Source organism: Pseudomonas karstica, assembly GCF_009707515.1.
GTDB classification, from domain to species: Bacteria; Pseudomonadota; Gammaproteobacteria; order Pseudomonadales; family Pseudomonadaceae; genus Aquipseudomonas; species Aquipseudomonas karstica.
The window spans coordinates 119,955-133,557 of record NZ_WLYI01000014.1; the positions used below are offsets into that span (position 1 = coordinate 119,955).

Genomic DNA, 13,603 nt, shown 5'->3' on the forward strand with positions numbered 1-13,603 from the left:
CCATGCCCACCACCTGGTACTCACAAACCTCGCTTCCCCGCGTACCGCGCCCCAGCCTGAGCACCGATGAAACCTGCGACGTGTGCATTATCGGTGCCGGTATCGCCGGCCTCACGGCCGCGCTGGAACTGACCCGACGCGGCAAACGGGTGATCATCCTCGAGGCCCATCACATAGCCTGGGGCGCTTCCGGACGTAATGGCGGCGTGGTCTCGCCGGGCTGGGCCGAAGGTTCGGGGGCCATCCGCAAGAAGCTCGGGCTGGAACACGCCCAGGCCTTGTTCAACCTGTCGGCCGAAGGCGTCGAGATCGTGCGGCATAACATCAGCGATCTGGCGCTCCCCGGCTGCGATCCCGCGCCCGGCACAATTCGCGTCAAGCGCTACGACGACAGCGCCAGCGTGAAAAGCCATATTGAAAGCATGCGCCGGGACTTCGGCTATGAACTCAACTACCTCGACACCCGCCAGGTGCGTGAGCGGGCCCACACCCAACGTTATTACCAGGGCATCGAAGACCCCAAGGCCCTGCACTTTCATCCCTTGAATTATTGCCTGGGCCTGGCCCTGGCTATTGAAACGGGCGCAGGGCGGATTTTCGAACAATCGAAAATGCTCGCCTGGCACCGTGAAGGCAACGACTGCATTGTGCAGACCGCCGAGGGTACGGTGTGCTGCAAGGACCTGGTGTTCTGCGCCGGTGGCTACGGTGGCCCGGAGTTGCAAAAGCTCAGCCGCGCCTACCTGCCCATTGCCACCTATGTGGTGCTGACGGAACGCTTGGGCGATGGCATCAAAAAGGTCCTAGATTCCAACGCAGCCTTCTCCGACGATCGTCGCGCCTCAGACTATTACCGCGTAGTGGAAGGCGACCGCCTGCTGTGGGGCGGGCGCATCACCACACGCAACGAGCAGGACGAAAAAGCCCTGGCGACCATGCTCAAGGCCGATATGGTCGCGGTGTACCCGCAACTGGCTCCCGTGAAGATTGAACTCGCCTGGTCAGGCCTGATGGGCTACGCCTCCCACAAAATGCCCAACCTGGGACTGCTGGAGCCCGGTGTCTGGGCCTGCACCTCGTTTGGTGGCCATGGCCTGAACACCGGTTCCATCGGTGGCCGGGTGATCGCCGAAGCAGTGTGCGGCGAGAGCACCCGGTATCAGTTGTTCAAACCCTACCTGTTGGACTGGAACGGTGGGCCGTTCGGGCTGATCGCGGCGAACGCCATCTACCGTTCGTTGAAATTGATGGATTTTGTACAGGAACGGTTGCGCAATGCCTGATGGGCCGCAGGACTTACCGGCATTCAAACCACAAGGCAAGGCTATTCCCGATCCGGGAACGTGCCTTGACCTGATCCCCCTCCCCCCTGAAAATACCCGACGCTTTTCCCGCCTCCCCGTTTAACGAAGTAGTGAAATTTCAATGCCTGATTCCCGCACCGAAGAATCCGTAGTCTCCCTGCATTCCAAAGTCGAATACGAAAACGCCATCAATCTTTCACAGCACGTGCCTGCGGCCAAGAGCATCAGTGAAATGGTGCTGGACGCGTTCCACACCTCCAAGGAAAGCGACCAGATCCGCGAATTGCGCGTGGCCATCCGCCAGGCCCACGACGCCTTCGACGACGATAAGGCATACGAGCTGATGGGCCAGCTCAAGCAGCTCAAAGACGCCGAGGCCTCCGACAGCGCCGCCCTGGAAGACCTGAGCAGCAGGTTCTCCATCAGCCGTATCCTGTCCAGCTTCAAGGACGACCCCCAGTTCCAGGAACTGGTCTACGGCCTGGCCCTCAAGGTGCTGAACCAGACTCACCAGGCCATCAGCAACCCAAGCGCCAGCAAAGGCAAGGCCGCACGGGCCAAGAAGGAAGTTGAAGTATTTGCCATCAGCAAGGATGGCATCAGCGTCACCCTGGCGTTACGCTCGCCGCGTACCAAGCCGAACGTCGACCGTGAAGCCTTTGAGTTCCTGGGCTTCAGCTTTGTCGGTGAAGGCGATGAGGCCGACCTGGAAGTCGAGACGTTTGTGGATAACGCAGGTGCCGAACAACCGCTGACCCGCAAAAGCATCATCACCGCGTTGCAGCAGCAGACTGCGTTTGACGGGTATAGCATCACCCAGCAGTAACCCGGCCCAACCCCCAATAAAAAGCCCCGCACTTCTCTCGAAGGCGGGGCTTTTTACTGCGTGAGCACTCAGTTGGCGTAAGTCACCAGCAGTTCACTTGGCACTCGAAAATCCAGGGACATCATTACGCTCAAGGCGGTGATGGTGAAGATCGAGAACACGAACAGCTTGCGCGCCCAGACGGTGTCATCCACTGCCTTGTAGCCGGTCCAGGCCATGTACAACCAGTACATGCCCATGGCGGCGGCGACGGCGAGGTAGCTCATGCCGGCGTAGCCACTGAAGGTCAACATCAAGGTCGCCACGAGGAAGGCCAGGATGTAGAGCAGGATGTGTTTCTTGGCCACCTGGATACCACGCTTGACCGGCAATACCGGAATCGACGCAGCCAGGTAGTCATTGAAGCGGAAGATCGCGATGGCGTAAGAATGCGGCATCTGCCACAGGCTGAACATCACCAGTAGCACCAGCGCGGCCATGTCGAAGCTATTGGTCACAGCCACATAACCAATCACCGGCGGCATCGCCCCCGACAGACTGCCCACCAGCGTGCCGTGAACCGACTTGCGCTTGAGGTAGAGGCTGTAGAGGCCGACATAGATGACAAAGCCGATCACGGCAAACAGCGCCGCCAGCGGATTGGCCACCTTGTACAACAGCACCACACCGGCAACACCCAGGACGGTCGCGAAGATCAGTGCCAGCTTCAGGGAGATGAGGCCCTGGACCAGCACGCGATTCTTGGTGCGCTCCATCTTGAGGTCGATGTCACGGTCGATGCAGTTGTTGAAGACACAACCGGAAGCTACCACCAGGGACGTACCGATCATTGCGGCCAGGAAGATGGCCAGATCGACATGTCCCTTGGAGGCCAGGAAGAAGCCGCCTGCCACAGAAAGCACGTTACCGAAAATGATCCCCGGTTTGGTGATTTGGATAAAGTGCTTAAGCGACATCGGGTCTTACCTCACTTCGCCATCATGTAGGTGTGGATGCTGAACATGATCCACAGCGACAGGCCAACCAGCAGGACAATCACCAAGGCTGCGAAGATAAACGCAACCACGTTCTCACGCTGGGCCTCGGAGCGGTCCAGGTGCAGGAAGTACACCAGGTGAACCAGAACCTGAATCACCGCGAACGCCAGGACGATCATCAAGGTGATGGATTTCGGCAGGGTTGGGTACATCACCAGGCCGAACGGGATCACCGTCAGGATTACCGACAGGATGAAGCCAATAGCGTACGACTTAACGCTGCCGTGGCCAGCATCATGGCTGTCATGGGAGGGTGCATTAGCCATTACAGAGTCCCCATCAAGTAGACAACGGTGAACACACAGATCCAGACCACGTCCAGGAAGTGCCAGAACAAGCTCAGGCAGGTCAGGCGGGTCTTGTTGGTGTTGGTCAGGCCATGCTTGTTGACCTGATACATCATGATCGCCATCCAGATCAGGCCGCTGGTCACGTGCAGACCGTGGGTACCGACCAGGGTGAAGAACGCGGACAGGAAGCCCGAACGGCTAGGGCCGTAGCCTTCGGAGATCAGCAGGTGGAACTCGTTGATCTCCATGGCGATGAAGCCCAGGCCGAGCATGAAGGTCAGGCCCAACCAGGTCAGGACCTGCTTCTTGTTACCCCGGAAGAACGCCAGCATGGCGAAGCCGTAGGTGATCGAACTGAACAACAGCAAGGCAGTTTCGCCCAGCACGTATGGCAGCTCGAAGATGTCGTGGCCCGAGGGGCCACCCGCTACGTTGTTTACCAGTACCGCGTACACCGCGAAGATCGACGCAAACAAGATGCAGTCGGTCATCAGGTAGAGCCAGAAACCGTAGACGGTCATCGGGCCCGAGTCGTGGTGATGGTCATCATGCCCATGGTCATCGACATGGGCGTGTCCAGCATTGGTCACTAAGTTCGACATGGTTTAAGCCTGTTCCAACGAGGTTTCAACACGGTTGGCCGGGATCTTCTTCTCGGCTACCAGGCGAGCGTGCTGCTCGGCTTCGATGCGTTCGATCACGTCGACCGGCACCATGTAGCCTTGATCATCACGGGCCGCGTGGATCACGAAATAGATCACGGTGCCAGCCAGGCTGGCGATCGCCAGCCACCAGATGTGCCAGATCATCGCGAAACCGAATACCGTCAACAGAGCGCCCATGACCACACCGGTTGCGGTGTTGTTGGGCATGTGGATCGGCGAGTAGCGAGCCGGTTTCTGGTACGCGGTACCGTCTTCCTTGGCTTCGGTGAACGGGTCGATCGTCTCGGCTTTCGGCAGTACGGCGAAGTTGTAGAACGGTGGTGGCGACGAAGTCGACCATTCCAGGGTGTGTGCATTCCATGGATCGCCGGAGTCGCAGGCGTTCTGCTTGCGGTCACGGATACTGACGTACAGTTGGATCAACTGGCAGGCGATACCGACCGCGATCATCACCGCACCGAACATGGCGACGTACAGGTACGGCACCCACTCAGGGTTGGTGGAGGCGTTCAGGCGACGGGTCATGCCCATGAAGCCCAGTGCATAGAGCGGCATGAATGCGACGAAGAAGCCCGAGATCCAGAACCAGAATGCTGCCTTGCCCCAACCTTCGTGCAGCTTGAAGCCGAACGCTTTAGGGAAGTAGAAGCTGAAACCTGCGATGTAGCCGAATACCGCGCCGCCGATGATCACGTTGTGGAAGTGAGCGATCACGAACAGGCTGTTGTGCAGCACGAAGTCAGCACCCGGGATGGCCAGCAGTACGCCGGTCATGCCGCCGATGGCGAAGGTCACCATGAAGCCCAGGGTCCACAGAACCTGGCTGGTGATACGCAAGCGACCGTGATAGATGGTGAACAGCCAGTTGAATAGCTTCACCCCCGTCGGGATCGAAATCAGCATCGTCGCCAGGCCGAAGAAGGCGTTGACGCTGGCCCCCGAACCCATGGTGAAGAAGTGGTGCAGCCAGACCATGAAGCCCAGTACCGAGATCGCGCCAGAAGCGTAGATCATCGAGCGGTGGCCAAACAGACGCTTGCCGGAGAAGGTCGAGATGACTTCGGAGAAGATCCCGAACGCCGGCAGAATCAGGATGTATACCTCAGGGTGACCCCAGGCCCAGAACAGGTTGACGTACATCATTGGATTGCCACCAAGTTCATTGGTGAAAATGTGGAAATCCATGTAACGGTCAAGCGTCAGCAGTGCCAGGGTAGCGGTCAGGATCGGGAACGAAGCCACGATCAGCACGTTGGCCCAGGTGCAGGTCCAGGTGAAGATCGGCATGTCCATCAGCTTCATGCCAGGGGTACGCATTTTCAGCACGGTGGCCAGGAAGTTGACCCCCGTCAGCGTCGTACCCAGTCCTGATAACTGTAGCGCCCAGATGTAGTAGTCCATCCCCACGCCCGGACTGTATTGCAGCCCCGACAGCGGCGGATAGGCAACCCAACCGGTCTTGGCGAATTCGCCGACGCCCAGGGACAGGTTGATCAGCACAACGCCGGAAACCAGCAGCCAGAAGCTCAGGGAGTTGAGGAACGGGAACGCAACGTCACGTGCACCAATCTGCAGCGGCACTGCCAGGTTCATCAGGCCGGTGAAGAAAGGCATCGCCATGAAGATGATCATGATCACGCCGTGGGCGGTGAAGATCTGGTCATAGTGTTCAGGCGGCAGGTAGCCAGGCGAACCCTCGGTGGCCATGGCCAACTGGGTACGCATCATGATGGCGTCAGCAAAACCACGCAGCAGCATGACCATGGCGACGATGATGTACATCACGCCAATTTTCTTGTGGTCGACCGACGTCAGCCACTCGGTCCACAGGTAGGTCCACTTCTTGTAGTAGGTGAGTGCTGCAAACAGCCCCAGGCCACCCAGCGCGATCATGGCGATGGTCACCATCACGATCGGCTCGTGGAACGGGACCGCTTCCCAACTTAATTTACCAAACATCGTTTACTCCTCTGCCCCGGCAGCTGAATGCGAATTTGCGTCCGTCCCTTCCAGAGCAGCCACTTCTTTCTTCTCGTGCTTGACCGGCTTGCCTGGCTTCATCCCTTCATACTTATCGATGATCTTCTGAAACAGGTCCGGCGTGTACGAGGAGTACAGCTCTACAGGGTTGTTCTGGCTTGGCTTGGCAAGGGCTTCGTATTCAGCTTTTTCAAGCTGTTTAGGTGAGCTCTTGGCTTCTTTGACCCAGGCGTCGAAATCTTCCTGGGTGGTGGCGATTGCTTTGAATTTCATACCGGTAAAGCCCGCCCCACTGTAGTTGGCGGAGATACCGTCGAGCTCGGCGTTCTGGTTGGCAATCAGGTGCAGCTTGGTCTGCATGCCCGCCATCGCGTAGATCTGGCCACCCAGGCCCGGGATGAAGAACGAGTTCATCACCGCGTCGGAGGTCACTTTGAAGTTGATCGGGGTGTTGGCCGGGAACACGATCTTGTTGACAGTGGCGATCCCTTGCTCGGGATAGATGAACAACCACTTCCAGTCCAGCGCGACCACTTCGATAGTGATTGGCGGAACGTCGGATTCCAGCGGACGGTAAGGGTCCAGCTCATGAGTCGACTTATAGGTGATGTAACCCAGGGCGATGATGATAAGTACAGGTACCAGCCACACCGCGATTTCAATCTTGGTGGAGTGCGACCACTTCGGCGCATAGGTCGCCTTGGTGTTGGACGCGCGGTATTTCCAGGCGAACGCGAAGGTCATCACGATCACCGGCACCACGACCAACAGCATCAGCAAAGTGGCAGTGATGATCAGGTTACGTTGCTCCACGCCGACCTGTCCCACAGGGTCGAGCAACGTCCAGTTGCAGCCTCCCAGCAATAGCATGCCGAAAAGCGGCAATATGCCTAGTAATCGGGTGTACCTGTTTTTACTCATCTCACGACCTCTAAAGCAGCTTGCGCAATGCAGTTGGGTTTTGATCGCCAACACTTCACCCTGCCAAGGGTTGGCGTTTCTCTTCGATTGAATAAGGGCCTGACCTTCGCGCTATAAACTGATCGACACGTCCGGGTCAGCGGTGAGTTCTTATTCGAATTCGTGGGTCAAAGGCCTTGTCACAGACCAATTCCATTTGGTGCGGATAGTTGAAAGGCTGCCGGTACCCTTGGGTCGCACGAAGCAGTCCATCTGCCTCTCGACCGCCTTAATGCTCATGGGATGAGCAGCACCGGACATTCAGTGCGGGCGATTGTAGATAGGTAAGGATGGAGAAACCATGTCTTATCCAGAAATAATTTTTATCATTTCCAGCAATAATCCTTCATCATTGTTGCAAGGGAATGCGATCGTATCGCGTTTGATTCTCAACAAAAACCCCAAAAAGTGCCGTGCTATAAGGCATTCTACCGCCTCCCCTACCCTCCCCAAGGAAACGGGAAACTGATCCAAGCCCCCTAGAAACAAGGCATTCAGAGATCACGCAGGGATTCGGACGGCACGTGGTTTGCGGCGCTGGCCAAACTGCGAACTGACAGCCAGAAATACCGCTGCGATGCAAATTTACTTAGCTGCCTAAGGAGTGGGAAACGTCCTGCGACATCTCCGCTGTGACAACATGTCGCACGTCGCGCGCACTCAATGTTGCTCTTCGTCACGATCTCCTCACTAAATCCCACAAACAACAACGCCCCGGCCTGCCGATAAGGAGAGCCGGGGCGTTGTTGAGTGACGACTCAGGCTTTGCCGTGACGATTGCGATAGATGCCCAGCGGTACCAGGACCACCGTCAGTACGAAGGCCACCAATGCCCACTGGGCCAGGGACAAGCCGAGGACCGGCGGGTAAGGCGTGCTGCAGAAGCCATCGACCTGGAAACCGAGGGGGAAGATCGTCGCCAGGGGCAGGCCATCGACGATCGGCTGCAACACATCGATGCCACAGCTGATGGCTGGATAGAACTGGGTATAGACATGGTGCCCGGCGGCGGCGGCACCGCCCAGCGCGCTGAGCACTACCAGCACTTCAAATGCGGTGACGCTGCGCTGGGTGCGCATGGCGGCACCGATAAAGGCGAAGATCGCAATCAACAGCAACGCATAACGTTGCAAGATGCACAGCGGGCACGGTGCCTCGCCCAGCACCACCTGCATGTACAGCGCCCCGCCGATCAGCGCCAGGCAGATAATCCCCAGCAACACCAGAAAGCGTCGCTCCCGACCCAAGCGCATTTCGTCACTCATCCCCGTTTCCCTTTGCCTAATAATGGTTATGCCAATGGCTGCAAGTTTACACACAGCGCGTGAAACGTGAGCACTTGGCATTGCAAGGTTTAAACAGAGGGGTTAACGGCGGATTAATGGGCCAGTGCATGACCCGAAATTGGCTCTTGCCCGGTGACGGGCAAGACGGTATCTACAAAGGAGCGTCGATCACCGATCACTTGTAGCCGCTGGCGTAGCCTGCGATCGACTTTGAAAGGGCTGAAGGTCCTTCGGCCCCTATCGCAGCCTCGTGCCTCGACAGCGGCTACAAGGGTTATTCCAAGGCAGCGGCGGGGCCGAAGAACTCGTAGCGGCTTTGCTGCTCAGGCACGCCGAGGGCTTTGAGGTGGCGCTTGATGGCCGTCATAAAACCTTTTGGCCCCAGGAAGTAGGCATCCACATCGCGCTGTTCGGGCAACCACGCCGCCAGTTGCTCCTGGCTGAGCAGCCCGAATGTGTCTGCCGCAGGACTCACGCCATCATCCTCGGCGTAGCAATAGAAGCGCGTCAGTTGCGGATGACGCTCGGCCAGTGCATCAACCCAGTCACGGAACGCATGCACAGCGCCATTGCGTGCGCAGTGAATAAAGTGCACCGGACGCTCGGTGGCCAGCGCCGCTTCCAGCATCGGTAAGGTCGGGGTGATGCCCACGCCGCCGCTGATCAGCACCAGCGGTTTATCGCTGGCCACCAGGGTGAACTCGCCCGATGGCGGGAACAGGTCAATGGTCGCACCCACTTGCAGTTGATCATGCAGGTAGTTGGACACCCGCCCGCCAGCTTCGCGCTTGACGCTGATGCGGTACTGGCCCGCATCGGTACGCGCCGACAATGAATAGTTGCGCCGCACTTCCTCACCATCAAGCAGCAGTTTCATGCCGATGTATTGGCCGGGCTCGGCGGACAGGATCGGGCCGTTATCCACAGGGGCAAAATAGAAGGAGACGATCTCACTGCTTTCTTCCACACGCTTGACCAGGGTAAATCCCCGCGCCCCGCGCCAGCCGCCAACCGCCTGGGCTTTTTCGTCATAGATAGCACCTTCCGCACCGATCAGGATATCCGCCAGTTGGCCATAAGCTGCGCCCCAGGCGCTCATTACTTCGGGCGTGGCGATCTCGCTGCCCAATACTTCGCAAATCGCCCGCAGCAGGCAACTGCCCACAATCGGGTAATGCTCGGGAAGGATTTGCAGAGCTACGTGTTTATTGATGATCTTCGCCACCAAGTCACCCAACTGATCCAGTTGGTCGATATGCCGGGCATACATCAACACGCCATTAGCCAGGGCGCGAGGCTGGTCACCGCTGGCCTGGTGGGCCTGGTTGAACAACGGGCGCACTTCGGGATACTCGGACAGCATCATCCGATAAAAATGGGTGATCAGGGCCTCTCCGCCGCTTTCCAACAAGGGTACGGTGGACTTGACGATGGCACGGTCTTGAGCGCTAAGCATGGGGATACTCCTGAGCTTTGGGTTTCTATCTGATTACCTTGTGTTACTCAGGAATCGTGCCAAGAAATAAATCGATATTTTTCAACAAGTTAAATTACATGTAGTCAGTATGACTCTTCCATCATATAGTCATAAGGACTACAAGGAGTCATTATGACTGCACATTCCCTGCTCACCACCCTACTGCCCCTGGTCGCGGACCTGTCTCGCGAGCTGCCCGAAGGCGAGCGCTATCGACGCTTGCTCCAGGCCATGCGCGCCCTGCTGCCTTGCGACGCCGCCGCCCTGCTGCGCCTGGACGGCGAATGGCTGGTGCCGCTGGCGGTGGATGGCTTGAGCGCGGACACCTTGGGTCGGCGCTTCAAGATCAGCGAGCACCCACGATTCGAGGTGCTGCTCAGCCGCTCCAGCCCGACCCGCTTTGCCAGCGACAGCAAATTGCCCGACCCCTACGACGGCCTGGTGGATGGCCTCCACGGTCATCTGGAAGTTCACGACTGCATGGGCTGCCCATTGTTTATCGACGACCGGCCCTGGGGCCTGCTGACCCTGGACGCCCTCGACACCGAGCGTTTCGAACAAGTCGAACTGGACGCCCTGCAAGCCTTCGCCAGCCTCGCTGCCGCCACCGTCAATGCCGCTGAACGGATCGAACGCCTGGCCATTCGCGCCGAGGACGAGCACCAGCGCGCCGAGATCTATCGCCAGGCCAGCGGCCAGCAGCACAAGGAGATGATTGGCCAGAGCAAGTGCCACAAACGCTTGGTGGAGGAAGTCAAATTGGTGGGCGGCAGCGACCTGACGGTGTTGATCACCGGCGAAACCGGCGTCGGCAAGGAGTTGGTGGCCCAGGCAATTCACGCCGCCTCGTCACGGGCCGAGAAACCGCTGATCAGCCTCAATTGCGCAGCACTGCCGGAAACCCTGGTGGAAAGTGAACTGTTCGGCCATGTGCGCGGTGCCTTTACCGGCGCGTTGAATGAGCGCCGTGGCAAGTTCGAGTTGGCCAACGGCGGCACCCTGTTTCTGGATGAGGTGGGCGAGCTTTCGCTCACCATCCAGGCCAAGCTGTTGCGAGTGCTGCAAAGCGGCCAGCTACAGCGCTTAGGCTCAGACCAGGAGCACCAGGTGGATGTGCGCCTGATCGCCGCCACCAACCGCGACCTGGCCGAAGAAGTCCGAAACGGCCATTACCGGGCCGACTTCTATCACCGCTTAAGCGTCTACCCACTGCAAGTGCCAGCCCTGCGCGAGCGAGGTCGTGACGTACTGCTGCTCGCCGGTTTTTTCCTCGAGCAGAACCGTTCACATATGGGCCTGGGCAGTCTGCGCCTGACCAGCGACGCCCAGGCTGCCTTGCAGGCATATACCTGGCCGGGCAATGTGCGTGAGCTGGAACACCTGATCGGCCGTAGCGCTTTAAAAGCGTTGGGCAATTGTCGCGAGCGTCCGAAGATTCTCAGCCTGAGTGCCGCGGACTTGGACTTGCCGAACGTCTCGACGCCACTCCCGCAAGAACAACCCCTCGCTCCTCTGCCAGAGGCCACAGGCGATCTGCGCCTGACCACCGAAAACTATCAGCGCCAGGTGATCAGCGCCTGCCTGGAGCGGCATCAGCATAACTGGGCCAGCGCCGCCCGCGAACTGGGCCTGGACCGGGCGAACCTGGGGCGCATGGCCAAGCGCCTGGGCCTCAAATAACCCCTTCACCGTACTGTAGGAGAGAGCTTGCTCGCGAAAAACGCAAAGACATCCCAGTCATCCAGGATGGCCGCGTTATCGTTAACGATCTTCGCGAGCAAGCTCGCTCCTACAAATATCGAGCGCGGGCCTGGGCTTACGAAACACCAGCACATTCCCCAACATCACCAGCACCAACCCCGCCAGCGCCGGCGCGGTCCATTGGTAGCCCTCAGCAAAGGCCGAGACGTTCAACGCCACTACTGGAAACAGCACCGTGCAATACGCCGCACGCTCCGGCCCCATGCGCCCCACCAGGGTCAAGTACGCGGTGAAGCCAATCACTGACCCCGGAATCACCAGGTACAGCAGCGAACCGATATAACGGGTGTTCCATTCCATGTCGAAGGGGATGCCTTGAAACCCGCAGTACAGTGCCAGCATCGACGCCCCATAAGCCATACCCCAAGCGTTGGTGGTCAGTGGCTTGAGCCCGGCCTTCTGTTGCAGGCTCGACAGCATGTTGCCCGCCGAGAAACACATCGTCCCCAGCAGTGCCAAGCCCAGACCGAGCAAGATCTGCGGGCTGGCGGTGTGCCCCGCCAATTCGGGCCAGAACAACAGGCCCAACCCCAACAGCCCGAGCCCACCGCCCATCAATACATTGCGTGCGATTTTCTGGCCGAAGAACACCCTGGCACTCAGGGCATTCCAAAGGGTAGCCGTGGAGAACACCACCGCCACCAGACCACTGGGGACCCACTGGCTGGCGGTCAGGAAGCACATGAAGTTAATGCAGAACAAGCACAAACCCTGGGCCAGGCAGATCAGGTGCCCACGGCGATTCATCACCTGCAACTTGCGGCTGACCAGCAACAGCGCAAACAACACCAGCGCCGCCAGGCCGAAGCGATAGACGATGGACACGGGAATCGCTACCACACCCAATTGCAGCTTGAGGGCAATCCAGGTGGTACCCCAGATCAGCACGGTGAGTAAATACAGGGATAGGTTCATGGCACACTCCGGCGGTTGAACCACAGTGTCGTCCTGGAGTGGCCGGCGTTTCTTGCACATTCTTGCGCTTTTGTCGGCCGGCGGGGCCACAGCCCCCATCACGCAGAGTAGGATGCAAGTCATCCGAGAGAACAGCCATGCCGCCACTGGAAACCCTGCACGTTTTTCAAGCCCTCAACCGTTCGCCCAACGCTCGCCTTGAGCTGTGCGCCGAACTCGGTGACGGCTTGTCTGCAGCCTTGTGGAGTAACCATCACGACGCCCAGGACTATGAAGCCCCCAGCCACCACACCTTGTCGTGCTACGTGGGCGGCGGCACCGGTACGTTCCGTCGGGACCAACCCGGCACCAAGGGTGGCCCGGACAAACTGTGCACCCTACCCGCCGAACATCAATCGGCCTGGGTAATCAACGGTGAAATCCGCCTGGCCCACGTGTACTTCAGCCCGGAACAGTTTGCCCTCGGCTGCGTCACCCTGCTGGACCGCGAGCCCCGGGAGCTGCAATTGCGGGAAAGCACCTTCCTCGACGATGCCCAGCAGGCCCGGCGCTTCCACAAATTGATCAGCCTGAACTGGAACGAACCGGCCGAACGCCTGCTCACCAGCAGCCTGGCCCACGAAATGCTCAGCCATACTCTACTCAGCCAGGTCGGTCTGCGCGAGGGCCTGCGTTTGAAAGGCGGCTTGGCCGCCCACCAGCGGCGGCAGTTGGTGGAGTACATCGATCAGCAACTGGCCGATCCCATCAGTCTTGGGCAATTGGCGGGAATGTGCGCCTTGTCGGAGTACCACTTTGCACGGATGTTTCGCGAGAGTTTTGGCTTGCCACCCCATCAGTACCTGCTGGCACGCCGCGTGAGCCGGGCCAGGGAACTGCTGCGCGGCAGCTCCCTGGCATTGAGCGAAATTGCCCTGGCCTGCGGATTTTCCAGTGCCAGCCATTTCACCAACCGGTTTCGCCAGGCGATGGGGGCAACGCCTGGGGAGTATCGGCAAGCGTTCTTGCCCTGAACACAGACCCAATATGGAAGCTGCCTTGTCTAGCCGCAGGTATCTATACATCTCCTGGGCTTACCGACAAAACCTGTAGCCGCTGGCGC

Annotated in this window: 12 protein-coding genes; 4 read left to right on the forward strand and 8 right to left on the reverse strand. The window is 58.9% G+C overall.

The features are described 5' to 3' along the window. Positions 1-2: 2 nt before the first annotated feature. Complete coding sequence (locus GIR22_RS12280) at positions 3-1,283, forward strand: NAD(P)/FAD-dependent oxidoreductase (RefSeq protein WP_154743576.1); 1,281 nt, start codon at positions 3-5, stop codon at positions 1,281-1,283. A 142-nt stretch (positions 1,284-1,425) separates the two neighbouring features. Next, positions 1,426-2,130: a hypothetical protein gene (locus GIR22_RS12285; RefSeq protein WP_154743577.1), complete on the forward strand. Its 705-nt coding sequence runs from the start codon at positions 1,426-1,428 to the stop codon at positions 2,128-2,130. A 68-nt stretch (positions 2,131-2,198) separates the two neighbouring features. On the opposite strand, the gene cyoE is transcribed toward GIR22_RS12285, so the two are convergent. The 7 genes from cyoE to hmpA form a co-directional block, all read right to left on the reverse strand. Next, entirely contained in the window at positions 2,199-3,086 is an 888-nt protein-coding gene (gene cyoE / locus GIR22_RS12290) for a heme o synthase (RefSeq protein WP_154743578.1), read from the reverse strand. Between the two features lie 11 nt (positions 3,087-3,097). Further along, positions 3,098-3,433 (reverse strand): cytochrome o ubiquinol oxidase subunit IV, encoded by a 336-nt coding sequence (cyoD, locus tag GIR22_RS12295; RefSeq protein WP_154743579.1) that lies wholly within the window; start codon positions 3,431-3,433, stop codon positions 3,098-3,100. After that, positions 3,433-4,059, reverse strand: coding sequence for a cytochrome o ubiquinol oxidase subunit III (locus GIR22_RS12300; RefSeq protein ID WP_154743580.1), 627 nt, complete (start codon positions 4,057-4,059; stop codon positions 3,433-3,435). Before GIR22_RS12300 ends, cyoD begins: the two co-directional genes overlap by 1 nt. 3 nt (positions 4,060-4,062) lie before the next feature. Further along, positions 4,063-6,081 carry a cytochrome o ubiquinol oxidase subunit I gene (cyoB, locus tag GIR22_RS12305; protein WP_154743581.1) on the reverse strand — a complete coding sequence of 673 codons (2,019 nt, stop codon included), beginning with the start codon at positions 6,079-6,081 and terminating at the stop codon, positions 4,063-4,065. A gap of 3 nt (positions 6,082-6,084) precedes the next feature. After that, positions 6,085-7,023, reverse strand: coding sequence for a ubiquinol oxidase subunit II (gene cyoA / locus GIR22_RS12310; protein ID WP_154743582.1), 939 nt, complete (start codon positions 7,021-7,023; stop codon positions 6,085-6,087). A 797-nt stretch (positions 7,024-7,820) separates the two neighbouring features. Then, a complete protein-coding gene (locus GIR22_RS12315) occupies positions 7,821-8,327 on the reverse strand; it encodes a disulfide bond formation protein B (protein ID WP_154743583.1) in 507 nt (168 codons plus the stop codon). A gap of 295 nt (positions 8,328-8,622) precedes the next feature. Next, positions 8,623-9,804 (reverse strand): NO-inducible flavohemoprotein, encoded by a 1,182-nt coding sequence (gene hmpA / locus GIR22_RS12320; RefSeq protein WP_154743584.1) that lies wholly within the window; start codon positions 9,802-9,804, stop codon positions 8,623-8,625. A gap of 153 nt (positions 9,805-9,957) precedes the next feature. On the opposite strand from hmpA, the gene norR reads away from it, so the two are divergent. Then, a complete protein-coding gene (gene norR / locus GIR22_RS12325; RefSeq protein ID WP_154743585.1) occupies positions 9,958-11,505 on the forward strand; it encodes a nitric oxide reductase transcriptional regulator NorR in 1,548 nt (515 codons plus the stop codon). An 81-nt stretch (positions 11,506-11,586) separates the two neighbouring features. Here the strand turns inward: norR and GIR22_RS12330 are convergent, their stop codons facing one another. Beyond that, positions 11,587-12,501: a DMT family transporter gene (locus GIR22_RS12330; RefSeq protein ID WP_154743586.1), complete on the reverse strand. Its 915-nt coding sequence runs from the start codon at positions 12,499-12,501 to the stop codon at positions 11,587-11,589. 137 nt (positions 12,502-12,638) lie between these two features. On the opposite strand from GIR22_RS12330, the gene GIR22_RS12335 reads away from it, so the two are divergent. Next, on the forward strand, positions 12,639-13,514 hold the full coding sequence (locus GIR22_RS12335) for a helix-turn-helix domain-containing protein (RefSeq protein WP_154743587.1): 876 nt from the start codon (positions 12,639-12,641) through the stop codon (positions 13,512-13,514). The last annotated feature ends 89 nt before the right edge of the window (positions 13,515-13,603 follow it).